General features: G+C 41.0%; 14 protein-coding genes and 1 tRNA gene. All 15 read right to left on the bottom strand.

The window, feature by feature from the left end; translation table 11 throughout:
• Positions 1–15 precede the first annotated feature (15 nt).
• The 15 genes from ACKWB9_RS14600 to ACKWB9_RS14530 all read right to left on the bottom strand — a co-directional run bounded on the left by ACKWB9_RS14600 (position 16) and on the right by ACKWB9_RS14530 (position 25019).
• Positions 16–3477 carry a hypothetical protein gene (locus ACKWB9_RS14600; RefSeq protein ID WP_414003757.1) on the bottom strand — a complete coding sequence of 1154 codons (3462 nt, stop codon included), beginning with the start codon at positions 3475–3477 and terminating at the stop codon, positions 16–18.
• A gap of 128 nt (positions 3478–3605) precedes the next feature.
• A complete protein-coding gene (locus tag ACKWB9_RS14595) occupies positions 3606–5297 on the bottom strand; it encodes a family 16 glycosylhydrolase (RefSeq protein ID WP_414003756.1) in 1692 nt (563 codons plus the stop codon).
• Positions 5298–5308: 11 nt separating this feature from the next.
• Positions 5309–7393, bottom strand: coding sequence for a hypothetical protein (locus tag ACKWB9_RS14590; RefSeq protein WP_414003755.1), 2085 nt, complete (start codon positions 7391–7393; stop codon positions 5309–5311).
• Between the two features lie 19 nt (positions 7394–7412).
• The gene (locus ACKWB9_RS14585; protein WP_414003779.1) at positions 7413–8864 is read right to left on the bottom strand and encodes a RagB/SusD family nutrient uptake outer membrane protein; all 1452 of its coding nucleotides are present in this window, start codon (positions 8862–8864) and stop codon (positions 7413–7415) included.
• A 34-nt stretch (positions 8865–8898) separates the two neighbouring features.
• Positions 8899–11952 (bottom strand): SusC/RagA family TonB-linked outer membrane protein, encoded by a 3054-nt coding sequence (locus ACKWB9_RS14580; RefSeq protein WP_414003754.1) that lies wholly within the window; start codon positions 11950–11952, stop codon positions 8899–8901.
• A gap of 236 nt (positions 11953–12188) precedes the next feature.
• Positions 12189–14870, bottom strand: coding sequence for a helix-turn-helix and ligand-binding sensor domain-containing protein (locus ACKWB9_RS14575; protein WP_414003753.1), 2682 nt, complete (start codon positions 14868–14870; stop codon positions 12189–12191).
• 201 nt (positions 14871–15071) lie between these two features.
• Positions 15072–15689 carry a BfmA/BtgA family mobilization protein gene (locus ACKWB9_RS14570; RefSeq protein WP_414003752.1) on the bottom strand — a complete coding sequence of 206 codons (618 nt, stop codon included), beginning with the start codon at positions 15687–15689 and terminating at the stop codon, positions 15072–15074.
• 347 nt (positions 15690–16036) lie between these two features.
• The gene (locus ACKWB9_RS14565) at positions 16037–17269 is read right to left on the bottom strand and encodes a site-specific integrase (protein ID WP_414003751.1); all 1233 of its coding nucleotides are present in this window, start codon (positions 17267–17269) and stop codon (positions 16037–16039) included.
• Positions 17270–17486: 217 nt separating this feature from the next.
• Positions 17487–17560 (bottom strand) — tRNA-Pro (locus tag ACKWB9_RS14560).
• A 260-nt stretch (positions 17561–17820) separates the two neighbouring features.
• Positions 17821–18546 carry a M15 family metallopeptidase gene (locus ACKWB9_RS14555; protein WP_414003750.1) on the bottom strand — a complete coding sequence of 242 codons (726 nt, stop codon included), beginning with the start codon at positions 18544–18546 and terminating at the stop codon, positions 17821–17823.
• A gap of 75 nt (positions 18547–18621) precedes the next feature.
• Positions 18622–19338: a gluconate 2-dehydrogenase subunit 3 family protein gene (locus tag ACKWB9_RS14550; protein WP_414003749.1), complete on the bottom strand. Its 717-nt coding sequence runs from the start codon at positions 19336–19338 to the stop codon at positions 18622–18624.
• Positions 19339–19344: 6 nt separating this feature from the next.
• Positions 19345–21066, bottom strand: a complete 1722-nt coding sequence (locus tag ACKWB9_RS14545; protein ID WP_414003748.1) for a GMC family oxidoreductase — start codon at positions 21064–21066, stop codon at positions 19345–19347.
• Between the two features lie 192 nt (positions 21067–21258).
• A complete protein-coding gene (gene xylA, locus ACKWB9_RS14540; protein WP_414003747.1) occupies positions 21259–22584 on the bottom strand; it encodes a xylose isomerase in 1326 nt (441 codons plus the stop codon).
• Between the two features lie 10 nt (positions 22585–22594).
• Entirely contained in the window at positions 22595–24076 is a 1482-nt protein-coding gene (locus ACKWB9_RS14535) for a xylulokinase (RefSeq protein WP_414003746.1), read from the bottom strand.
• 322 nt (positions 24077–24398) lie between these two features.
• Entirely contained in the window at positions 24399–25019 is a 621-nt protein-coding gene (locus ACKWB9_RS14530; protein WP_414003745.1) for a response regulator transcription factor, read from the bottom strand.
• Positions 25020–25022 lie beyond the last annotated feature (3 nt).

The raw sequence follows: 25022 nt of genomic DNA, 5'->3' as shown, positions 1-25022 counted from the left end.
CGCCTTTTGTATTCGTTATCTTAAATTGTCCTCATCAATACTTACAATGATATGCTCCACTTCTCCGGTTCGTTCAAAAATCATTTTACTTGTTGCCAAATCAAGGTTTGATGTTTCAAAATCCAATTGGGTACCATTTTTAAAATGTACCGTGATCGCTTTTACTGAAGCCTTCTTATAGGTTATGGGTACTTGACAATAGGTAAAACCGAGGGAATCAGCTTCCAAATCGAGCTGCTTGTTCACACCCTCAACATCCACATAATCAAACGCATTGGAACTTGTCAAAAACTCTTCTTTTCTCAGAAGTTTTGGGGCAAAGCATAGCTTTCCTTCTTCCACAAATACGCCCAGCTCATAAAATCGCGTCAGGATATCCTCTTTTACCTGCCCTGTCATTCCTGGTTGTTGGGCTCCCTTTCCCGCTGGTGTATGTGAATATGGGTCTGTTGGAAATGCCCCATATAATGATGGTGATTTGTGAACCCCGATACCTTCATTGATTTCGTAGAAATGTTCCAAAAGTCTTCCGATGGTTTCTTCATCTTCTTGTTCATCGATGGCCTTTAAACAGCATTCTTGGGTCACCAACACCAATTTGGACACCATATGCCAATAGATGGACCCCAAACCTTCATAACCGTAAAATGTCCCTGATCTTCCCGTGAAGGACTTATGATCAAATACATTTTCAAAAATTTGAAGTGCTTTTTTATTGTCCGAAGCTATCAAACTACCATATTGTGCTTCGGATAATTTGGTCAACGTCGCTTTTAAATCATTGGCATTTTTGAAATTTCCATTGAAATGATAGTCTCCGTTTTCGTCTTTTTCTAGGATGCTGGTGTTTCCATCCGCCACTAATTGCTTCAAAAGATCACTGGAATGTACAGCTGCTTCGGGAATAGTATTTCTTTCGAAAAACAAGGGAAGTTCTTTGTTGGGGTACAAAATATAACTGTACTGGTCTTCCCTGAAAAGCTTACTCTTTTTAAGGGCATCCAAAACTTTTAGGGATGCTTTGGGAGTCAAATAACCCGAACTCAAAACGGCCACTTGCCCTTCCAACATCTCACTGAGATAGGAAATGGACACCTCATCTGCATTTTCTACCGTCATCAAGTTATAGGCGTGAAACAAACCATCCGCTCTTTGGTTTTCTTTGATGGAGTGTTCCAAATATTGAAGCGCCAATGCCACAAATTTTTGAATGTACTCGATGGAAATAGAACTTTTAGTTCCTGAAAAGGCATTCTTGTAAATCTGTTCCCTAAAATCGCTTCCGGCATTGCCAAGACCATCCATTAGCTGCTTTCTGGCGTTATCGTCCATTTTAGCCGACAATAGTCCTTGATGCATATCGAATGTTTGGTAAATTCCATCAAAAAATGAAACAACTTCTTCAGAAATTGCTATTTCCGTCACCTTAGATTGCTCCAATATTTCATCAAAAAAGCTCAAAAATCGTCTTAGGTAATAGAGCGTGACCATGGAAACGCCGTTCCCTACAAGGGCATTGTTCGCATCGTTCCATTCGGGGCGTTGGGTGTTCATCCAAATGCCTCCTTCGGGAATAAAATTGGAAAGTTTGGACAGTACCGTCGCCAAAATCTTTTCCATAAAATTGACGCGACAGATGTCTCCCTTTTTATTTTGAAGCAAAGCTCCATCAGCCCCAAGTTCATTCCTTCTTTCACGAATCTTCACATCCAGATCATGGTCGAACGTTATGGTATCCTTTGGATTTTTTAAGATTTCCGCGTAGCTTTTAATGCGATAGGGAACATTGGCATAAACAAAGTTTTCCTGATCTAAATAGGCTTCCAGTTTTCCTGGGGATTGTCGGTTTACGAACTCCAAAAACTTGAGCAAGTAAATAATTTGATGATCTCCCCAATACCCAATATAGGACCATGGGTCGTCCGGTTCAATGGTTTCCCAATCAAAACCATCCTTGGTAACCCTATAAGGGTTATAGCCATCAAAAGTGCTAGCATTCAGAAACTTGGCGATCATTCCTTCAATAAATTCGGGATAGGAATGCACCATCGCCTCCCAATTTTGGAAAATGTCCCTCCAGTTGCCTTGATAATCCAAGACTTTGGAACCATCGTTCTCATTCTTGGTATTGATGGAAAAACGGTTCCACGGCCTACTGGGATCTCCATGCCTTCTACTGAACTTCAAAGGCATGTATTCCAAGCAAAGTCTTTGAAAGTTCGTATTATCACTTTTACCAACCAATGCTTTTAGGTCAGCAAGTGAAAATACATCAGGAAGATTTTGAGTTAGCCCTTTTGAAGCTTCAAAGACTTCTTTGTTCGCTTTGGAAATATAATTGGTGAAATCCCATTTTTCAATAGCATAGTTGTCATCGAAAATCCCACCACGCATTATGTTGAACATGGTGTTGGAAAAATGTCGGGTATCGCGAAGTCCATCCGCGGTCATCTGCAATCCGTCCGAAGCGGCCGTCAATTGCACCAATCGCTGTGTACCCAACGTTATATCTGTCATTACTTTTTGATGCAGATCCGCATTTTGTTGTATTTCGTTTGAAATTTTGACAATGGATGCGTGGCTCTGATTTACATTGGCCACAAACATCCATTGCTTTTGATCTTTTGGTACAAGAGTTACGTTGGCATGTACCAAATAAGCTCCTTTTTCGGCCTTGATATCATTTTCTGGTTGTAATGGGAGTCCTTTTCTAAAATTGGACAACTGCAATGACGATAATAAGTGCACTGCACTTTCAAACCCCATTGACCATACCGTATTTGCTTTTAGGGCTTCGCTAGGTTCTGCCTTGTCGACAATAATGGCGCTCAAGGCATAGATTCCCATTTTCGAAGCTGTCAAAAGTTCGCTTCGCTTGTAGGCATCCACCAAGTTACTTTGTCTGTTTTGGATATCACTGCCCACACCATAGGGCAAAATATTCTGGATTCCGTCCAAAATTGCGATGGAGGTTTCCGCATATCCATTATTGGTCAAGGTACACTGCCTTACAAACCCATAGGTATCACTGGAACTCCATTGGTATTTAAAGGTAAGCTCCAAATCATCGTTTATTTCTTCAAAAATGATTTTGTTGCCGTACCTGTTCTTGTACAAATTTCTTCTGATTTGATAAATGCCCTCTAGCCGGTCCGAAAAGGGTTCCCACAGTTGGGTATTGCTATCCTTTTCTACCCGAAACAACGTTTTGCAACCTGTTGTTTCAATGGATTCCGTGATTTTATCATCCGTGTAGTACGGCAATAATGCGTATTCGGCATTTTTTCTTCCTGCGGTAAGCCCCCCATTACTGGATATGAACATCCAATGGTCAGAATCGCTCACAATGCTCATAAAAAATCGGCGAAGTGCATCACTATCGGAAATTTTAAAATAGGTTTCGTTATCTATTTGAACCTGTTCCAATTTGTTGTTCTTATTTGTTTCCACTTCAGAAATGGCATTTAAATCTATCATCTCAAATTCAATGTGCTTGACGGTTCTGAACCGCTCTTTGTATTTTGATTTGGTTTGATAAAAAAGGCCAGCTTTGACCACTGGCCTTTCTCAATCCAACACTTAACCAACCAATTAGACCTATATTTTTATTGATATACTCTTATATAATCGACTTCCATGGTCGAGGATGTGAATGCAGGATCTATGTTTCCTCCAAAATTGCCTCCCATGGCCACGTTCATTATTAAGAAAAAGTCTTTATCGAACGGACGGTTTGTATCATTGGTGAGGGTTCCAAACTCCACGTCATCTACCAAGAAGGTAATGTTGGTTTCTGTCCATATCACACTATATACATGAAAATCGTCCGAAGCACCTTCAACCGTGGTCTCGACACTTCTTGCATCTCCTCCTGAATTAAAGGGGTCGTGTGTACTTCCGAATATTTGGTCTTGCTGGTTGCCCACGTGCTCCATGATGTCAATTTCTCCCGCAGCGGGCCAAATATTGGTTTCAAAATCGGCACCCAACATCCAAATGGCAGGCCAAGTGCCTCCTCCTGTAGGAAGTTTTGCCCTCGCATCTACCCGTCCATATTGAAATTCAAATTTTTGATAGGTCTGTATTCTTGAAGAAGTATAGTCGCTGCCACTAAAGCTCTCTGCTTGTGCGGTAATTTTCAACACACCATCTTCAATCCTAATATTTTCAGGGCGGTCAGTATAATATTGTGATTCTCCATTGCCCCAACCGTTGTTCCCTGTACCAAGGTCATAATTCCATATGGCAGGGTCGGGAGCACCATCAACATCAAATTCTTGCGAAAAGACCAAGGTATCGAACGAATCCTCAGAACCTCCTCCATCATTTCCTTGTTGATCCACGGGAGTGGTGGAAAACTTAAGATACCATGCCAAATTGGGGTCGTTTCCGTCAATTGCCCTAACGTGCATAAAGTTGTTGGTAATTTCCAATATTTCATAGGATGATGTACTGATGTAATATCCCATAAAGCCATCATTGGTGAAGTTCATTACCGTACCTCTTGAACTGAAAGCCGGGTCTGGAACCTGAGTCCAATCTACTGTCGTTGGTGCCAAGGAAACACTGCTCACGCCTGAAGTATCAAAATCGAAACAAGCATCTTCGCCAGCATTGCCGCCCACAACATCTTGATGATTTGCATTGAAGAATGTAGCTCCTTTATTGTCTTGTTCATAGGTTAAATCGCCTGCTGCATTCAATGAAAATGTAAATTCATCATCACAGAAACAACTGCTGATATCGTCCTCGCATCTTTCAAAAGGTGAAGCTGAAAAGAAAGCTGGAAACCAAAATTGGTCTGGTAAAAATGCAAAGGTGGCTCCAACGCCAAGGTGTCCGGGTTCAACAGCTGCCAAATACCACGTTTTGGATGCTGGCGACACTACTTCTCCTTCATCATTTAAATCACCTCCTGAAAGCAATTCTGTAGCTTGAAAGTCTGAAAAATCACTTTCAACCGACACTTGGAACGATGCTGATGAGCTTACTCCACCCGTTCCAGAAGCCACAACGGAATAGTCATAGGTATTGAGACCTACGCGAGTGAATCTTTTGGTGACCGTTCCATTTGGAGATACCTGAACATCTCCATCGTTAAACCTAAAAGTATAGGTGATTGCATTATCCGCATTGGCGGTAAACATTACAATTCCTGAACCATCCATGCTCACCTCAGTGGCAACCGACAGGTTTGAAGGGACTATGATGGCATCTAAAATCGGGTCTTCTTCTTGGCAACCTACCGCAAGGATAAGGGCCAAAAATGATACGATAACTAATTTAACTTCTTTCATGCTTACTGGTTTTAATCTTTAACCAATTTATATTGCCAGAACACTCCTGACCCTGCTTCAACAACCACATTCATAACAGTGTCATTATCCGATAATGTGATTTCGTAGGTAATGGAATCGGGAAGTGCAACATTTGGGAGTTCCCCTGCATTAACGGCTTTGGGGAGTCCCAGATAGGAACCTGCTCCGTTGATTGTCAATGTTCCCGCAGCTGAATCATAACTAAAGGTACCAGCCGTCGCGCCATCGTGCGGGGCTACGGGAGCTCCACAAGCTTCGGAACCTCCTTGCCATCCTTCGATCCAAGTTTCCGATCCTAAAACATTTTGGAAGGAACCATCTCCACCAAAGACATAGGTGTCATCAAAATAACAAGCTCTATCCGTCAACCCTTGATCATCAATGGCAAACCAACTTGTATCTCCTGGTGCGGGGCCCACTCCCAAAGAGCCTGCCTCCGAGGCCATTCTCCATGTACCTTCCAAAGGAGAGGGTACATCCTTGATCAACTTGTACTGCCAGTAAACACCTGACCCTGCTTCAATGACCACATTCATGGTATTGTTATCATCGGCAAACGTTACATTATAAGTGATTGATGTAGGCACGGCAACATTGGGCAATTCCCCTGCATTTACGGCTTTTGGCAATCCTAAATATGCTCCTGCACCTTCAATGGTCAATGTTCCAGCTGCTTGATCAAACACATAGGTGGCGGAAGCCGAACCATCGTGCGGGGCTACGGGAGCTCCACAAGCTTCGGATCCTCCTTGCCATTCTTCAATCCAAGTTTCAGATCCTAAAACATTCTGGAAAGAACCATCTCCACTGAAGACATAGGTGTCATCAAAATAACAAGTTCTATCTACCAGACCTTGGTCGTCAATGGCGAACCAACTAGTATCTCCCGGTGCCGGGCCTACGCCCAAAGAGCCTGCTTCAGGAGCCATTCTCCAAGTGCCTTCCAAAGAAATAAGGGGAACACTTTTTATCAATTTGAATTGCCAGAACACTCCTGAACCAGATTCTATGACAACATTCATTGTTTCATTATTATCTGTCAACGAAACATTATAAGTTACTGATGAAGGAACGGCCACATTGGGAAGTTCTCCTTCATTTACGGCCTTTGCAAGTCCGATGAACGCACCTGTTCCATTTAGGGTCACCGTACCGGCCACCCCATCTACTGAATAGGCAGCTGCTGCCGAACCATCGTGTGGGGCTACGGGAGCTCCACAGGCTTCGGAACCTCCTTGCCATCCTTCTATCCAAGATTCACTGCCGAGCATATTTTCAAAAGAACCATCTTCATTAAAGGTATAGGTGTCATCGAAATAACAGGCTCGGTCAATTACGCCTTGATCATCTATAGCGAACCAACTGGTATCACCTGGTGACGGCCCTACACCCAAGGAACCTGCTTCGGGTGCCATTACCCAAGTACCGACCAAATCTTCTGCAACAAGGGTTATTGGTTCTTGAATGTTTATGGTTTGGGTGGATTCCACGGTTGCGGAACCTACTCCACGGGCAATTACCCTAACTTCAAAGTTTCCAGCTTCGGTATATATGTGGTTGATGGTTTCTCCACTCATGATAGTGGTAGCTTCTTCATTCTCGACATCTCCAAAGAACACATCAAAAACTGTAGCGTTGCTAGCGGTGGGAGATACCGTAATCTCAAAGGAATTTGTTGTGGATACGGCAACATCCACAGCCAAATCACTTGGTGGTGTGAACGAAATGGTGACTATCCTACTCAATTCGCTGGTAAGTCCGGTTGCCCCGACACCTATAATCTTTAAGGTAAACTCTCCTTCCGCATATACGTGATTTGCGGTTTCACCTGGGGCAACCTCGGTAGCCGATTCATCTTCCACATCACCAAAAAAGACTTGGAAAATTGATGCACCTTCGCCCGTTGGGGTCACTGAAACGGTTCCGGTATCGTCATCGGAGATATCGAAAACGGCATTCAGATTTGTGGGTGCTGAAATATCTTGGAATGCGAAAGATTGATCATCATCTTCTTCACAAGAATTGAATACGCCAAGTACGACGAAGAATACCAATAGATGTTTAAAATATTTCATTGTTCAAAGTTTAGTTTTATTAATATCCTGGGTTTTGCTGCCAGCGATTGCCCGCTAATTCTATTTCTATGGATGGTATTGGGAAGAGTTCGTGTTTTCCCGTTTGGAAACCATCAATTTCGGCTCCTGCCCTTCCTGTTCTTACCAAATCGAAGAAGTGGTGTCCTTCTCCAACAAGTTCAACCCTCCGCTCTCTGTAGATTGCATTGGTGAGGGCACTACCAGTATCCATAACATTGGCCAGACCTGCCCTGTTTCTTACGCTATTTAAATAGGTGAGTGCCCTTGTGTCGTCTATATTTCCTCTGTTAAGGGCTTCTGCTGCCATCAACAGCACATCGGCAAACCTGATTGCCCTGTAATTGTTGGGATTGGTCAGGTTAGCATCCCCGGTGTTCAAATCTCCTTGACGTGCTATGTATTTTCTGTTGTAGTAGCCTGTGTGCTCAAAGCCTTCAAAGTAGGATACTCCCGAGTTTGCATCGGCCCAAGCTTCTATATCCAAAATGGCTACATCACGACGTATGTCACCGGCCTCAAAAGCGTCAAATACTTCTTGGGTGGGTATGTTAAAGCTAAATCCTGATTCGAAAACCGGTCCCGAGTAGTTTCTGATGCCGTTAAACCCAACGGCCACATTTCCTTCACTACATTGCAAGCAGTTAAAATCCGCACCTTCCAAATCGGTGTATTGTACTTCGAAAACGGATTCTATATTGTTCTCGTTGTCATTTTCGAACATTGTGGTGTAATCTTCCAACAGGTCATAGGTGCCCGAATTGATCACTTGTTCCAAAACGGTTGCTGCTTCTTGGTATTTTTCTTGAAAAAGGTATGCTTTGCCCAAGAGTGCCTGTGCGGCTCCCCTTGTCGCCCTACCTACTTCGGCTTGGGTTTGTGGGAGGTTGGCCGATGCGAAAATCAGATCGGCTTCAATCTGGGCATACACTTCGGAAGCTGGGGTGCGTTCTACCGTGTTTTGATCTCCAAATAACAAGCGTTGGTCAACGGCCAGTGGAACATCTCCAAACCATTTCACCAATTCAAAATAATAATAGGCCCTAAGAAAGGTAGCTTCTGCAAGTACTGCATCTTTATTGGGAAAATCGGTCTTGTCCCGAAACTCCAAGATATAGTTTGCTCGATTTACCCCTGCAAACATCCAGTTCCAAATATCCCGAAGTTGTTGGTTCACGGGGGTGTGCACCATATCGTCAATTTCTTGGATGCCTGGGGTATCGGTAGCACTTTCGCCGCCTGCCAAGGTATTGTCCGAAGCAATCTCGCCCAGCATCACATTCAAATAGGTAGAATGGAGCATGTCATAGGCCGCGATAAGCGCACTTTGGTAATCTTCTTCTGAATTGAAAAAGTTTTCAGAATCCTCATTAAAGGAGTCCACATCGACAAAGTCGTCGGAACAAGCCCATATTGCAAGGCTAGAAAGCAGTACAAAAAGAATTCTTCTCATTGGTTTTATTGTATAATTGCTCATCTTCATCCTTTTAAAATTTAAAGTTCACTCCCAACAAATAGGTTCTTGGCACTGGATAGAATCCTTGGTCTATTCCTGCCCCAATGGGTGCCCCACCAGAGGCACTAGGGTCATATCCATTGTATTTAGTGAAGGTGTAGATATTGTTGGCTGAGACATACACCCGTAGCTTGTCTGCTCCGAAACGCTCCATTGCTTTTCTGGAGAAGGTATATCCCAATTGTGCATTTTGTATTCTCACGAAGGAACCGTCTTCCACATAAAAATCTGAAAACAACGTATTGGAAGTTGCCCCAGTGGTGACTCTAGGATATTCGTTTGTTGACCCCTCACCTGTCCATCTGTTCAAGGCGAAAACCGATTGGTTCACCAAAGGTTGGTTTCGTTGATAGTTTCTCACTATTTCGTTGCCTATTGATGCAAACGTATAGGCACCAAAGTCAAAGTTTTTGTAATTGATGGATAGGTTCAATCCCATTGTTGCATCGGCTATGGGACTACCAATATCTACTCGGTCATCGGAATCGATTTGTCCATCACCATTTTGATCTACAAACCTTAAATCTCCGGGAGCGGTATTGGTCTGCGTGGCGTGGGCATCTATTTCGGTTTGATTTTGGAAAACGCCGTTTGTTTCCAGTCCGAAGAAATATCCGATGGGCTTACCGGCCTCCATTCTTGATGGTGGGTCCTGCCCTACACCAAATGCACCTCCTTGGATGAATCCGGCTTCGTTGTTCACCTCCAACACTTCATTATCAAGGAATGTGACATTGTAGTTGATTCCGAACGAGAAATCTTCTGAAGGGTTATAATCATATCCGATGGCAAATTCAAAACCTGAGTTTCTCACTTTACCTCCGTTTACAAATGGAGCCAGTGCCCCTGGAGCATTCACTCCCAAAATACCGGATACTTGGGGTTGCAATAAAAGCCCATCTGTTGTTCTGGTAAAGTAATCAGCCGTGATATCAATAGTACTGTTAAAAAGTCGCGCATCAAAACCTATGTCCAATGTCTTTTGTTCTTCCCATTTAATTTCTGGATTGGATAAAACTCCACTTGCCCTTCCAAAAAACAATTGATTGTTGAACACATAGGTTCCTTCGCCATCCAACACGGAACGGAATGCATTGGCCCTAATCTGGTCATTCCCGATGATTCCGTAACTGGCCCTGATTTTCAAGAAATCCAACTGTCCAGTGTTCGATAAAAAGTCTTCTTCGGTTGCTACCCATCCTATAGATCCAGATGGAAAATAACCGAACCTGTTGTCGGGTCCAAAGTTGGACGAACCATCTCTTCGGATTACTCCAGATACCAGATAGCGTTCTTTATAATTGTATTGGGCACGTGCAAAAACCGAATAGAGCCTAGTATCAAATTTTCCACTAAGACCACTGTCCACAAGTCCATTTTGAATGGTTACTGCGTTAGATAAATCAGCATTAGGGAAATCGGTTGGTGCAATTAAATTACCTCTATTACCCCCAAAAAATTCACCTGCTTCGGAAGAATACGAAGTTCCCAAGGTAAGATTCAATTTATGGTCTTCACCAAAGAATCTTTCATAATTTAAATAGGTATCCCAAATATAATCTCGGAACAAATCCTTGTTCTCGGTCAAAAATGCAAAATCACCGGCTTCCCCTCCTGGGTCAAACACAGAACCATTGAGGTTGGGGTCTCCGACCAAAGCAAAGTTTCTTCCTTGTGCTTCTGCATAATTGAATTGAAAATTGCTTGTGATGCTAAGTCCTTCCAAAATTTCGTAGTTCAATCCTAATTTTCCGCTTATTCGGTCTACTTGCCCTCTATTAAAGGTGCTTTCAACAAGACCGATTGGGTTCACCACTTCAGTACCAAATCGTCCATTGGTCGGGGTAAGATTTCCATTGGAATCCCGAACAGGTTGTGTCGGTGCAATATTGAGTGCACTATAGAGTACTGAACCGATTGTATTTTCCACCAACGTTCTCCTTTGCGTTCCGGTGTAGGCAAAATTTGCGGTGAGCTTCAACTTTTCAGTGAGATCTGTATTGATGTTTAATCTTGTTGAATACCTTTTGAAATTTGCCTTGCTCCCTCCCACGACTCCGTCTTGTGTCAAAAGTCCCGTACTCAATGAAAAGGTGGATTTTTCCGTTCCTCCGGTAATGGTAAGGTTGTGATTGAGTATTGGTGCATTTTGAAAAACTTCATCTTGCCAATTGGTGCCTATACCCAATTGTGAAATATCCGGAAATGGATTTGGGTCGCCGTTGGCGGCAAAAGCTTCGTTAACGATGACTGCATATTCGGTAGCATTGAGCACTGGAATGGTTCGGGAAGTCTGCTGAAATCCCCCGAAGAAATCATAACTGAACTTTAGTTCTGAATTTTTTCGACCTGTTTTGGTAGTGATCAAGATGACACCGTTGGCCGCCTGAACGCCATAGATACCAGCTGTGGCATCTTTTAATACGTTCATGCTCTCAATATCACCAGGATTCAATACACTTAGGTCCTCTATGCGGATTCCATCCACCAATATCAACGGACGGTTCTCCCCATTTGTGGAGATTCCACGGATACGGATATTGGAACCACTTCCTGGAGAACCTGATTCTGCGGTAATGTTCACCCCTGCCACTTGACCTTGCAAGGCTTGTTCTATTCGTGTGGGATTCAGTTCTTCAATAGTTTCTGAACCGACCACGGCAACGGCTCCCGTGATTTCTTTTTTGGATTGGGTACCGTACCCCACAACCACTACTTCATCCAGAGTGCTTACATCTTCTTGTAGATATATTGTAATCGCATCTTGATTTGAAATGGTTACTTCTTGTGTCTGAAAACTGATATAGGAGAATACTAATACATCACCTTCAGAAACATTGTCCAAGGTAAAGTTGCCATCAAAATCGGTAGTTGTTCCATTGGTGGTATTCTTAAGAATAACGTTGACCCCTGGCAATGGCTCATTCAATGATTGATCGTATACCGTTCCCGAAATGGAAAAACTTTGGGCAATCCCCCAAGTAATGCTGCACAACAAAAACAGAAAAGATAAGACATACTTCATTTGAGTTAATTTTGAGTTTGCAATCTAATTTGGAAAATTTAAGAATCCTTAAAAATAACCCCTACAAAAAGTCAACTTTATTAAAAAAATGCAATAAAAATTATCAAATCACTATAAAAAGCCTGTATTATCGGTGTTTGAGCACTTTCTTATTTCACGCTCATTTTTTGAAGTTTAACGGGTGAAAATGGAAGATGTATAGGTGATGTTGAGGTATAAATCCAGAAATGTAGCGCTTAAAGCTTCAAGATATAATCCACCAAATTGTCATTATGCTCCAAATTCATCTTTTTTCGCAGTCTGTAACGTTTAATCTCGACGCTTCTAGGTGAAATATTGAACATGGGGGCTATCTCTTTTGAAGATAAATTCAAGCGTAGGTAAGCACACAATCTAATATCATTTGGAGACAGATTTGGGTGGGCACTTTTCAATTTCTTCAAAAACTTTCTATCCGCATTATTGAAAGCTTCTTTAAAGAGTTCCCAATCATCATTTTGCTTTAAGCTTTTGTCAATGATCTCTATTATGGATTTTACGGCATCTTTATTTTCCATACTGGCCAAAAGTTCTTGTTTGACCTTTGCCAAAAGTTCGTTCTTTTTAATGATACTCATTGTAGAGGCCGCCAACTCGTTGCTTTTATCCTTAAACTCTTTTTTTAATTGTTGGTTTTTGAGCTTGATGATTTCCTTTTCGTTTTGAGCTTTGGCCAACGCCATTTTACGTTGGTTTCTGAGAATCAATTTCTGTTGTCTTCTGTTATAAAATCGCTTATAGGCATTGTGAATGGCAATGGAACCTGCAATGGCCAGTAGTGCATAAATGACCAAAAACAAATTGGATGCATACCAAGGTTTCGCTATTCTAAAACTGTAGGATGCGACATTATTTGAAACTGCATCTCCCATTTTTGCCCTTACTTTAAAGGTGTAATTTCCAGAGGGAAGGTTTTCAAAAGTGACCAATGCATTACTGGACCAATGACTCCAATTGGGATAAATGCCTTCCAACGCATATTGGTATTGGGGCTTTATGTACCTGTTATAGATGGGCACATGGTATTCAAACAGAAGGTTGTTGTCGGTGTTTTCAAAATTTCCCACTTCATTTTGATTCAATTGACCAGCCCCAGTTTTGTTTCTGCTTTTTCCAACTTTGTTGATGGCGGATATATTAACCTTGAACTCTTTTTTTTGAATATTGTTGATATCGATGGTAAAATATCCAGAACGTGCTCCTAGCAAATACTTACCGTTATCCAAAGCCGTAATACTTTCATACCCAATGATTCCGTTGCGCATATCTTCAGTCAGTGGAACTTTTTTTATGCTGGGACTACTACCAAGGCTTCCTTGTGGCACAAAACCGATATTGGAGTTTGAAAATGTCCAAAGGTTTTCATTTTTATCCAAAGTCATTTTGCCCGAAACATATTCTTCCTCCGAATAAAGCTGACCTAGGACACTATCTTTTATAAACTGATTTTTGGTCCAATCGTATTTGAATATTCCTTTTTTGTAAGCGTAAAGCAAATCACCTTTGTATTTTACCATTCCAGAATTTGAACCCCTTATTAAAGTGTCAATTTCGATGGATTGGAAATGGGAAAAACCATCATTCAATTTCAATTTAAAAACGCCCTTGTACTCATGGTTTACAAAAACTTGGTTCTTGAAAATTTCGAAAAAGCGTGCCGAATGTTGAAATCCTTCAATCTTGTTTCGTAATTTCCATGTACTGTTTGTTTTCTCCAAAACATACAATCCGTCATAACTTCCTTGTAAAAGAAGATTTGGATGATCGGGTATTTCATCAATCTTCCAAGCGCCTAGAATATCTGTTATTTTCCGAACCTTATTCCCTTTCACCACAAAGGTTCCGCTATGGTGTCCGCAAAAAAGTTTTCCGTCAATTTCTTTTAATGACCATACCTGACCGTGGGTACCTTCTATAAATTGAAAGTCTGAGCCATCCCCTAACTCTTTATAAAAAAGTCCTTGATTGGTGCCCAAATACAGCTTCCCGTTTCTTGAAGCAGAGGCATAAACGCTTCCGACCAAACCCTTATGATCTGGATAAATCTGAAACGGTGAATCTCTGTTGATATAACTGATACCCACATCCAATCCCAACCAAATATTTTCATCACCATCTTCAAACAGGGAAAGCACCGTATTATTCTGTAACCCCTTAACTTGATCTATGTGGTACGTGACAGCTCCTTGACCATCCAATAAGATAAGACCATGCGATATGGTTCCTAGTGCAAATCCACCGCCTCGAAGCTGTATTCCGCTGTAAAGACTTATTTCCCCCAAAAGGTAATCTGCCCCCGTCTCCCATTTTTGGATGGACTGCCCTTCCATTTTTAAAAAGCCATTGTTCTTGGTCAAAATCAGTAAGCCTTCTTCTTGTCCAAAAACATTGATTACCTCATCATTTTTGAGCACATCATCTTCAGATACCAAAACTGATGTCCCATTTTCAATCTTAAAAATGCCCTTACCGATTTGCTGAAAATAAATGGTTCGCCCAACTCGATACATTTTGGGTAAAAATGAATCTGAATCAATCTTGTTAAGGGCTTTATTTATATGATCATAAATATATATGCGGTTGTGTGATTGAAAAACCACGTAATCTTCCAATGCTAAAATGCCCCAAAACTCTTCATCTTGGAGTAAATCGACCTTCATTTTTTGGGACAAACTGGTATATTGCAGCTTACCCATAACATCTTCTTCCCAATAACCGAACTCCATGTAAGAACCCGTATAAATCCGATTGTCGATTACTTTTAACGACCGAATAATGGATTCGTTTGGCGAAGGGTGCAACTTCCAAAAAGCCCCATTGAACCGCAACAGCCCATTGTTATTGGCCGCCAAAATGGTCTTGTCCCAAGCTTGTGCCACAGCCCAATTTTGACTTTCTGAATGATACTCTGATGGCGCAAAATTTTGAATAGGCGGGAGCTCTTGTGAACAAATACAGGAGCTGAAAGCTGCAATGATAAATTTCAAAACATTTTTGAGGTCAACCACTTAGAAAGTTATAACTGTTTTCTACCTATTGATTAAAATATAAAAAATCCTTTTAAAATAGGTGTTTTTCATTCAATTTACAACAAAGGTTATTATTGTTCTTATTATCACGGAAAGTATTGAGTGTATATTTCCAAAGCTATTATGAAAGCTAACCTTGTTTTGCGTTTCAAGCGTCCCAAAAGTGGGTTTGACAAAAATCAATTTATCAATAAGGTTAGAAACCACACTTCTTATCTCTTTGTTCGATTGGCTCAAACGTTCATATTCTTTCCCTTCAACTACATTTTCACGAAAAAGCCATTCCTCTTTCGTCAGCCTTTGTTCTTTGAACATTAGTTCTTCTTCCTCTTCATTTTGACTTACCTTTTTTGAAAATTTATAGGGTTTACCATCAAAAAGGGACTTCAACATTTCATAAGTAGGCTTATGATACTTTCGTTCCTGCTCCCTAATAAGCTCAATGATATATTCCAGTCTTTTTAAAATCTCGTTCTGGAATTTTATAAGATTCAGAGTATATCGGTTGAGGGGAGTAGTATTTGTCTCCTCAAAAAAATCAATCATACAATCCAAGGTCTGTGAATGGGATTTTGATATTTCTTTGGAGTATTCCCGAAATCTACTGGCCGTTATTCTATTGATGCTTATAGCTGTAAAATCACTTTTCCTTTTCTTTTTCAATTCCATTACAGTAGTTTTTTGTAGTATTTACAAGCATTACGGAGCTTTTGGTGTAAAAAACGGAAGATCAAAACATTCATATTCGTTTTCAAACATAATTAAGCCAATCACAATCAATTACTTATCATTTATCCTAAAATCCAGTTACAGTACTTTTTTCCTTTATTTACAGGGCTCAAAAAGACATTTAGTGCAATTTTTGCCATACAGCATTTTCAAATATTAACATAACAACTTGAAAATGAAATAATTAAAAAAAGTAACGCCGCTTTAGCGCGTTACCCTCTTGCTTTTCCCCTTAGTTTTGAATATCCTAAAAAGGGCTTTTCAATAACCAAAAAGTAGGATGCGCCCTATTCTATTTTTGCTTCAAAAAGGTCCATCAGGTTTTGCATATCCTCCCCTACTTTCTTCTGCAATACCCTTGCATAAATCTGGGTGGTGGATAGCTTTGTATGTCCCAATAGTTTTGAAACAGTCTCAATAGGTACTCCGTTGGACAAAGTTACCGTTGTGGCGAAAGTATGCCTAGCAGTGTGAAAGGTCATATGCTTGTTAATACCACAGGCTTTAGCTATTACCTTTAAGTATGAATTCGTCTTTTGATTACTGAATACAGGAAGAAGTTTCCCAAAAACATCAGGTCTTGTATTTTTTGTGTACTTCTCAATAATTTCTTTTGCCTTGGACAACAGTGGAATCTTTAATGTTTCATTGGTCTTTTCCCTTTTGGTATGTATCCAGAGGTTTTCGTCGATTCCCAAAACCAACTGATGTGATTTCAATTCCTTGACATCAATATGTGAAAGCCCAGTATAGCATGAAAACAGAAATACATCTTTTACCTTTTCATATCCGGCTCCATTGAAAGTTGTTTCCTCAATGCGCTGAAGTTCCCTTTCCGTAAGATACCTCCGTTCTGTTTTATGAAAGTTTAGCTTATAATTGCGAAATGGGTCTTTTTGCAACCATTCCAACCTTACCGCAAGATTTGCCATTTTCATTAACCGTTCCAAGTGTTTCATGGCTCCATTGTTGGCACAGGTCTTTCTAGCTTTTTTGGGCTTATAAGTTCTGAGATATTGCTCAAAATCTGTAATGAACTTGTAGTCCAACTGTTTCAAATAGATGTCGGGAAGCTTCAATTTCTCATCCAAGAACTTATGTAGATACTTTTCCGTGGAATAGTAGTTCTTCATGGTACCTGGTCGCAGAATCAAAACTTGTGTCTGGTTATGGTACTTTATAAGTTCTTTTAAAGTTTTATTTTGATTATCCTGTCCTAGAAAACGCGCTTTGATGGATTGTGCAGTAATTACTTTCCCCTCACTCAACAACTGCTTATGAGAATCCATTATCTGAACGTAAACCTCATCTAGATAGCTGTTCAGCAAACGTGTCTTTTGTGAGAAGCCGACAACTCTACTTCGGTTTTCATCCCATTCATTCTCCGATACGTAGCGTTTCAAACTGATTTCAGCTCGTCTTCCATCCACGGTTATCCGTGCGTAAATGGTAAGTCTTTTTGGATTGTTTGAGTGATCTCTAGTAAAAATGAGAACTTTTAATGTACTGTTGTTCCGCATGGTACAGGTCTTAAAATGAAACACATATTGTTTGCCAAGACGACCCTAAATAGCCTTATATGCTATCAAAATTATGCACAAGGAACGTACCAATTCATTCACCGAACTCTACACCTTTTATATGATTTTAGATGATATCAGATGAATTCAATAAAAATTAAAAGCACTGCCAATCAGTCAGTTGACAGTGCTTTGATATTCACTTAAAAGTGGTTCGTCGGGATGACAGGATTTGAACCTGCGACCACACGGCCCCCAGCCGTGTGCGCTACCGGACTGCGCCACATCCCGAAAAACAGCTTGTTCAGCTGTAAAACTTCAATATTATAATTTCAAGCACCAAAAAATATGGTTTCTTGAAAAGAGAATGCAAAAATATAAAAGTTGAATAGATTATTAAGAGTTTTTGGATAAAAATAGCTTCAAATTATGGTAAGCTTTTTTTCCTTAAAATTTAAAACTTCATCTACCCCTCCAAATCTTCCGAACAGCGACCATGTCTTCCCTTTGAATATAATAACAGATTACTATAGGCTTAAGGGTTTTAACAGCTATTCCTTACAATCCCATTTAAAATCGGCTACTTTATCATTGGAAGCAGAAGAAAGATTGTAATGCCACCATTCCGTCCGGATTGACCAAAAACCATATTTTTCTATGGTCTCCTTGAGCAATTTTCTGTTTTTCAATATCTCTTTAGGCAAATCAAGGTTATCGTGATAGGCACGTTTACCAAAAAAATCGAAATCCGTGCCCATATCCAATACTTTTCCGTCCAGTGTTTCCAATGTAACATCCACGGCACCTCCTTTATTATGTATAGATCCTTTTTTAGGGTCTGCCACATATTGGGGATTGGGCACTATCTTCCACATTTTATATTGCACGGAGTTAGGCCTATAGCAATCAAAAAACCGTAAACGCAGGCCTTGCTCCTTAAAGTCGTTGTTGGCCTCAATTAAAGCTTTAGCAGTCTTTACCCTGGTATAACATTCTGCACAATCATAAACTTTGGCCTTTAAAAAATTGTTTTCGGTAGCATATCTTAAATCATACGAAAATTCATCGCTAAAATCGGCAAGCCTAATGAATGTAGTATCTGAAAGGCCTTTAAAAGTCCGTAACCCCGATACTGTTTTAGATGCTACTTGTTTTGATGTACCTACAGGTCCGGTTTCCTTTTTTGGAGCCTTTTCCACCACCGTTTTATGTTTATCCTGTCTTTTACAGGACAGGATAAAACTTAGCGTTACTAGAAAAAGAATTTGAGTTCTCATTAAAAATGATCAGGAACCAAAGACAAATTATTTAGACCCGGTCGTTCATTTATAAAAAATGAACATAACTTGACCTTAGGTAAGTAGATTTCCGTTTTCATCCCATTCGGCAATGATGCCACGTTTGCTTTGATCTACACATTTTGCGATCCATTCCGGATCATAGGCCACTCCATGTTGATCCAGGACATCCTGGGGTACACCATTCCACACATTGGGCATGTTTCCTTTATAGCCCAAATCGGCAATACCAACTTTGGAGGTGTAATATCCTGTTACCGTTAAACTCCTCATTAAAGCAAAAAATTGAATCTCCAAAGGTTGTTCGTCCAAGGGAATCTCTTCATCATGCCAGCAAATCTGATTGCATAACTGTTTTTGCTGTTCTAAGTTGGCCGATTTAAATTCTACTCCAAAATCTGTATTACTTTTATGGTCCAACCACATTAATCCTCCCAACAGGGTAGTTTGCATTTCTGGCAGGTCTTTTCCCATAAATTCGATAAAATTGGGAACATCTGCCTCTATAGGTCCGCCATGGGGCTCTTTTGGCGGAAGAATCACCGTACTCAACACTCCTATCGTCTCCAATTCATGTTCGTTGAACAACTGTTCGGCATTCAACTTTTCTATCCGCTCCAATTCCTTGGGCGTCCTGCCAAAATAGTTGGTATCTTCTGAGGCAATAATTTCCTCATTTGGTGAGCTTTGCTCCGTTTTACAACCGTGAAAAGCAAGTGCGGAAGCACCGGCACCCAGTATAATGGTTTGTATACTTTTTCTTCTGTCCATCGTCTTCTAGATATTTTGCTGTTTCAATTGTTCGATTATGTAGTCCGATGCCCTCCAGGAAAGTGCTAATATGGTCCAGGTACAGTTTTTATCCGCCTGAGATACAAAAGGCCCTGCATCTACCACAAAAACATTGTCCACATCATGCAGCTGATTGAACTTATTCGTTACCGAGGTTTTGGGATCATTGCCCATTCTTGTCGTGCCTACTTCATGTATGATCTTACCCGGGGCCTCCAATCCATAATTTTTATCCTTGCCGGGCTTTTCACCCAAAGGATGGCCACCCATATTATGAATAAGCTCCTCAAAGGTATCCTGCATATGTTTTGCCTGTTTAATTTCCAGATCGGACCACTTGTAATTAAACTTTAATACGGGAATACCATATTCATCAACAGTGGTGGGGTCAATTTCACAATAGTTTTCCTTACGGGCTATACCTTCTCCACGGCCCCCGAAACCAATAACGGAGCCGTAGTATTTTTTTACGTCCTCCCGAAGGCTATCACCATAACCACCCACTTTAAGACCAAAAAACTTATTAAATTCATTGGGGTTCCAACCAAAACCATAATTGGGCTGCCCGGCTCCTCCCCAAACCTCGATATGATAGCCTCTGGGGAAATCCAATTTGGTATTATCTCCCCACCATGGGGAATATACATGCATGCCTCCCACCCCATCTTCATTATAGGAGATTTTCCTGTTCATTAAAGCGGGGATAAAACCGGCCGCACTGGCCCCTGTTGAATCGTGCAAATATTTACCGATCAAGTTACTGCTATTCCCCAATCCGTTAGGGTGTTGCTTACTTTTGGAGTTTAGCAATATCCGTGCGGAACTACAGGCAGATGCCGCCAATATGACTATTTTGCCCTTTAATTTATATTCTTTTCTATCATCTTTGCTTATATAGGATACTCCCGTGGCTTTTCCTTCGGCATTGGTGGTGACTTCACGGACCATAGAATTCACAAAAATCTTGACCCTACCCCCATTTTTTTGTGCCGGGAATATCAAACAACTCCCAGATGAGAAATCTGCATATACCTGACAAGATCTTGCACATTGGCCACAATAGAAACATACTCCTCTATCATTGTTGATTTTCTTGGTCAACATAGACAATCTTCCCGGTATTACAGGAATGCCGGATTTTTTTGCCCCATCAATATAAAAAAGCTCATGTAGCCTTGGCTTGGGAGGCGGTAAAAAGAAACCGTCCGGATCATCCCTCAGGCCTTCATTAGTTCCAAAGACACCGATTAATTTATCTACTTTATCGTAATAGGGTTTAACATCGTCATAACCAATGGGCCAATCCTCCCCATGACCGTCCCGGGTCTTCCCCTTAAAGTCCCTGGGGCCAAAGCGAAGGGATATACGCCCCCAATGATTGGTACGTCCACCCAACATTCTTGATCGGTACCACCAAAAATCCGTATCACCTTCCTGGGTATAGGGTTCCCCATCTACCTCGAATCCGCCATAGGCCATATCCCATTCGCCAAAATATCGGTCCGTTCCGGCACCTCGTCTCGGGGATTCATAAGGCCATTTTAACTGGGTCATGGTTTTGGGATCGGCAGGATCAAAAAACGGCCCCGCTTCCACAACGGCAACATTAAGGCCTGCATCCGCCAATTGTTTAGTGGCCATACCACCTCCAGCTCCAGAGCCAACGATGATTACATCATAAACTTCTGAGGATTCCTTTATTTGCATAGATAATCTTTATTGAGTTAGGTTTAGAATTCACAATATACATCTTTATAAAAAATCAAAATATCAGAAAAGATCAAACGACAGTGTATTATAGCTGAATAACAAATTTATGAGTATACAACTCGTTTTTTAATAGAAATAGGACGTGCTTTTCCACTATTGAACCTCATCTTAAAACTTTAACCCGGGCCACTAAATATATTGGTTGATGATATTCTCGAACAATTCCTGTTTTCCACTTTGTAATTCCAATTCCCCATTTTCTTTGGCAATGGTATAGAGATCGGTTAATTCCAATTTACCGGCTTCAAAGTCTTTCCCACTTCCGGTATCAAAGGAACTATATCGTCTTTCCCTAAGGGCATTATATGAGGAAGAGGAAATAATCTTATCCGCAGTCAATAATGCTCTGGCAAACGTATCCGCACCACCGATGTGCGCATGGAAAACGTCATCTAAATCCGTAGAGTTCCTTCTGATTTTCGCATCAAAATTCACTCCGCCGCCCTGCAATCCACCGGCTTTTAAAAAGACCAACATGGCCTCTGTAGTTTCCAGAATATTATTGGGAAACTGATCGGTGTCCCAGCCATTTTGATAATCTCCGCGATTGGCATCCAGACTACCCAACATTCCCGCTTTTGCGGCGACCGCCATCTCATGTTGAAACGTGTGCTGTGCCAGAGTGGCATGATTTACCTCTATATTGATCTTAAAGTCCTTTTCCAGACCGTATTCCCTTAAAAAACCAATGGCCGTGGCCGTATCAAAATCGTATTGATGTTTACTGGGTTCCATAGGCTTGGGCTCTATAAAGAAATTGCCTTTAAATCCTTGCCCGCGTGCATAGTCCCTGGCCATGGCCAAAAACTGTCCCATATGGTCCAGTTCCCTTCCCATATCCGTATTCAAAAGTGACATATAACCTTCACGCCCGCCCCAAAACACATAATTCTCACCTTCTAGGGCCATTGTTGCGTCCATAGCCAGTTTTATCTGCGCCCCGGCCCTGGCGACCACATCAAAATCGGGATTAGTGGCCGCCCCGTTCATGTATCTGGGGTTGGAAAAACAGTTGGCCGTTCCCCATAATAATTTGATACCCGATGTTTTCTTTTTCTCTTTTATATAATCTGTAATAATCGCCAGTCTTTTTTCGGATTCGGAAAAAGTAGGGGCTTCCTGAATTAAATCGAAATCATGAAAACAGAAATAATCAAATCCCATTTTGCTTATGAACTCAAAAGCCGCATCCGCTTTATCCTTGCCCGCCTGTATCGGATCCTTGGCCCGGTCCCATTCAAAATTCTGGGTACCCGGCCCAAAAGGGTCGGCTCCCTGTCCGCAAAACGTATGCCAATAGGCAATGGCGAACTTAAAATGGTCCCGCATGGTCTTTCCTGCAACGACCTGATTTGGGTTATAATACTTAAATGCCAACGGATTGTCCGATGTTGCCCCTTCGTATTTTATTTCTCCAATGCCCTTAAAATATTCTTTATCCCCAAGTAAAGTCATAGTTTTTTTATTATAAGATTAGTTCCAATTCTTTTTTCCAACAATCATATGCCTTTTTATATTCCTCTTTATTGTCCATTGGCCTATATGTCATTACATAATCGTTTTTCATAATATGTTGTCCGAAAGATTCAAAATCACCTTTGTGTAATGAAGCCGCCCTTGCCGCACCTATAGCACCGGTCGTTTGGTAAATCTCTATATCATGATCAATAAGTGTAGCAATGGTATTTGCAAATATTTCCGAACGGAAAAGATTGTCATTTCCAGCTCTTATCACATTGATCTGGATACCATCGGACTTCATAATATCCATACCATATACAAAAGAGAAGGCAATACCTTCCAAAGCCGCCCTGCACAAATGCGCTTTTGAATGATTGTTCAGGTTAAGGTTTAGGATTCTAGTCCCGACCTCTAGATTGTTGAGCATACGCTCGGCCCCATTGCCATAGGGAATGATACAAACACCGTCCGAACCTATGGAAATCCCGGAAGCCAGGGTATTCATTTCATCATAGGAAGAAACATCCAGATTGTTCAATAACCACCTGTACTGTATTCCCGCTCCATTAATACAAAGCAGTTTTCCGATTCGGACAGCTTCCCCTTTCTTATAATTTACATGGGCAAAATTGTTCACCCTGGCACTTTCCTTGACCGAAAGGCGATCCGTTACGGCATATACCACTCCGGATGTTCCTCCGGTAGCGGCCACTTCTCCCGGATCAAGAACATTGAGCGAAAGTGCATTATTGGGCTGATCACCGGCACGATATAAAATAGGGGTTCCCATGGTGAGCCCACTTTCCTCCGCACCATTTTCATTCACAGAGCATTGTTCGGAAAAAGTAGCTACGATTCTCGGGACCAAAGAAGTTTCAAAACCATAATGCTCCATTAAGAAATCTGCCAAATCGTCTTCCTTAAAATCCCAAAAAATTCCTTCGGAAAGTCCAGAAATGGTGGTATTCATAACTCCTGAAAGTCTGTATGCAATATAATCCCCGGGCAGCATGAATTTATAGGTCTTCTTGAAAATTTCAGGTTCATTTTCCTTGACCCACTTTAATTTTGACGCCGTAAAGTTAGCGGGAGAGTTTAGCAAATTCCTGGTACACTTATCATTTCCAAGGGCGGCAAAAGCACTTTCCCCAATGGTCACGGCACGACTATCGCACCATATTATGGAATCACGCAAGACGGTCCCTTCCCTATCCACTAAAACCAAGCCGTGCATTTGGTAGGATATTCCAATGCCCTTTATGGCATCGGAAGAAACATTAAATTGCTTTTTTATCCGAGAAATTCCTGTGCAAACACAACGCCACCAGTCCTCGGGGTCTTGTTCCGCCCAACCATTTTTTATGGCCAACATAGACATCTCCGTTTCTGGCTCTTGCAATACACCGATACTTTTCCCCGTCTGTATATCTACCAATGCAATTTTAATGGAGGAGCTACCAACATCAAGACCCAGATAATACTTCATCTTATTTCCATAGTTTAAAAAAGCCAGCTTTCTACAAAGGGCATAAGCTCCAAGGTAAGCCTTGGGCAAAGAATAAAAATAAAACAAATGATCGCTCTTAGGGCATAATTCGTATTAAATATTTATACGATAGGCAGTGAAGGAAATAAACGAGTAGATGTGTTATAAATGTATAAAAAATTACAGATCAATATATTGAATAGTTTTTATGGTCCATGAACTCTTTTGAAATATTCTTTATAAAACCTCCGCTCTTTAGTTCTTTTAGGGGGATATTTGGGGAACTTTATTGTTGTAAAACTAAAAAACGGAGGATGTGTGTTTATAATTGCCCTAATTTGGCCAGAGCTTCGGATTTAGAATTTACGTCCAACTTCAGGTATATATTCTGAATGTGAAAGTTAACGGTGCTCGTGGTCACAAAAAGCTTTTCCGCTATCATTTTATAGGTAGCGCCCTTGCATAGATAATCCACTATTTGATTTTCCCGTTCCGAAAAGAACTTAAACGACTTACGATGGAGGTTAGACACCACCTTTTTCACAATATCATTGCTAATAGTAGCGCCATCTTCCTTAACACAGGTTAGGGCATGATGCAATTTTTCTTCGGTCATAGGTTTGGTCAAATACCCGTTTGCCCCACTTTTAAAAGCTCTTTTGATAATGGTAAAGTCATTATTATCACTTATCATGATAATTTTAACGCTCCAATCTTTTCTTCGGATCAACTTAATGGCATCGATGCCGTTCATTTCCGGGAGTGCAACTTCTGATACGATAATATCCGGTCGAAATTTCTTAATATCCTTTAAGGCAGCATTGACCTTTGAATAAATCCCGACAAGATCATATTCCATATAAGTTTCAAAATATGCTCTATAGGCATCATGTAATTTTTGGTCCTTTTCTATGACCATAATTTTTGAAAAATCTGTTTGCATAAT

Source organism: Maribacter spongiae (assembly GCF_047345125.1).
In the GTDB taxonomy this organism is placed as follows: Bacteria; Bacteroidota; Bacteroidia; order Flavobacteriales; family Flavobacteriaceae; genus Maribacter.
The sequence above is the reverse complement of the archived record's forward strand: the minus strand, read 5'-3'. Positions and strand labels throughout refer to the sequence as shown.

Bases quoted from the DNA above. Each gene is read 5' to 3' on its own strand.
- ACKWB9_RS14600 (WP_414003757.1), bottom strand. From the start codon at position 3,477: ATGATAGATTTAAATGCCATTTCTGAAGTGGAAACAAATAAGAACAAC.
- ACKWB9_RS14595 (WP_414003756.1), bottom strand. From the start codon at position 5,297: ATGAAAGAAGTTAAATTAGTTATCGTATCATTTTTGGCCCTTATCCTT.
- ACKWB9_RS14590 (WP_414003755.1), bottom strand. From the start codon at position 7,393: ATGAAATATTTTAAACATCTATTGGTATTCTTCGTCGTACTTGGCGTA.
- ACKWB9_RS14585 (WP_414003779.1), bottom strand. From the start codon at position 8,864: ATGAGAAGAATTCTTTTTGTACTGCTTTCTAGCCTTGCAATATGGGCT.
- ACKWB9_RS14580 (WP_414003754.1), bottom strand. From the start codon at position 11,952: ATGAAGTATGTCTTATCTTTTCTGTTTTTGTTGTGCAGCATTACTTGG.
- ACKWB9_RS14570 (WP_414003752.1), bottom strand. From the start codon at position 15,689: ATGGAATTGAAAAAGAAAAGGAAAAGTGATTTTACAGCTATAAGCATC.
- ACKWB9_RS14565 (WP_414003751.1), bottom strand. From the start codon at position 17,269: ATGCGGAACAACAGTACATTAAAAGTTCTCATTTTTACTAGAGATCAC.
- ACKWB9_RS14555 (WP_414003750.1), bottom strand. From the start codon at position 18,546: ATGAGAACTCAAATTCTTTTTCTAGTAACGCTAAGTTTTATCCTGTCC.
- ACKWB9_RS14550 (WP_414003749.1), bottom strand. From the start codon at position 19,338: ATGGACAGAAGAAAAAGTATACAAACCATTATACTGGGTGCCGGTGCT.
- ACKWB9_RS14545 (WP_414003748.1), bottom strand. From the start codon at position 21,066: ATGCAAATAAAGGAATCCTCAGAAGTTTATGATGTAATCATCGTTGGC.
- xylA (WP_414003747.1), bottom strand. From the start codon at position 22,584: ATGACTTTACTTGGGGATAAAGAATATTTTAAGGGCATTGGAGAAATA.
- ACKWB9_RS14535 (WP_414003746.1), bottom strand. From the start codon at position 24,076: ATGAAGTATTATCTGGGTCTTGATGTTGGTAGCTCCTCCATTAAAATT.
- ACKWB9_RS14530 (WP_414003745.1), bottom strand. From the start codon at position 25,019: ATGCAAACAGATTTTTCAAAAATTATGGTCATAGAAAAGGACCAAAAA.